This window comes from Pontitalea aquivivens (assembly GCF_046507575.1).
Classification (GTDB): Bacteria; Pseudomonadota; Alphaproteobacteria; order Rhodobacterales; family Rhodobacteraceae; genus Pontitalea; species Pontitalea aquivivens.
This window is the reverse complement of sequence record NZ_JBKFEY010000117.1, coordinates 1-585: the sequence shown is the minus strand read 5'-3', so window position 1 is coordinate 585 and position 585 is coordinate 1. Positions and strand designations below refer to the sequence as shown.

1 pseudogene is annotated in these 585 nt (G+C 58.1%); it reads left to right on the top strand.

What is annotated here, in order from left to right:
* Positions 1-405 precede the first annotated feature (405 nt).
* Positions 406-585, top strand: a pseudogene (locus ACK8OU_RS20425) (hypothetical protein); the annotation flags it as partial.

The following is a 585-nucleotide window of genomic DNA, read 5'->3' as shown; positions in this document are numbered from 1 at the left end:
AGCTCTCCGTCGCTCATTCAGCCTCCTCAGTGCCTTATCAGATGTCCTGAATGCGGCGCAGGCGCTCCAGGCGACCTCCTCACGCATAAACGCTAGGAATCTGCCCGCCCCGCGTCTCGCCCATCCAGTCATCGGACCCAGGATGAAAGCCGAGCATATATAATGGAACTGGTATCGTCTAGTGAAATTTCGTTTGACATTCCATTGGGGCGCTTATAGACGGCCAGAACTGCCCTGAGCCGTTTGTAGGGCCGGGGGCATGGGAGCCGTTGGCTCGACCAGCGGAGAAGCAGGTGACTGCGGGACCTGAAAAGGCAGTGAGCCGGCGACCAGCCTCCAGAGCGTGTCCGTAGAAGGGCATCGAAAGTCAACAGCAGCTTAGCTAAACCTAAAAAGAGGTCGAGCATGGACTTTTCACTAACGGATGAGCAGAGCATCGTCCAGGATTCTGCCCGCAGCATGGTGGCGACCGAGATCGCCCCGATTCTGGCCGCCCATGACAAAGACCGGCCCCTTCCCAAGGAGGCGATGCTGAAAATCTATTCAGTGTTCGCCCGGGAGGGACTCACCGCGCCACGTCTTCCT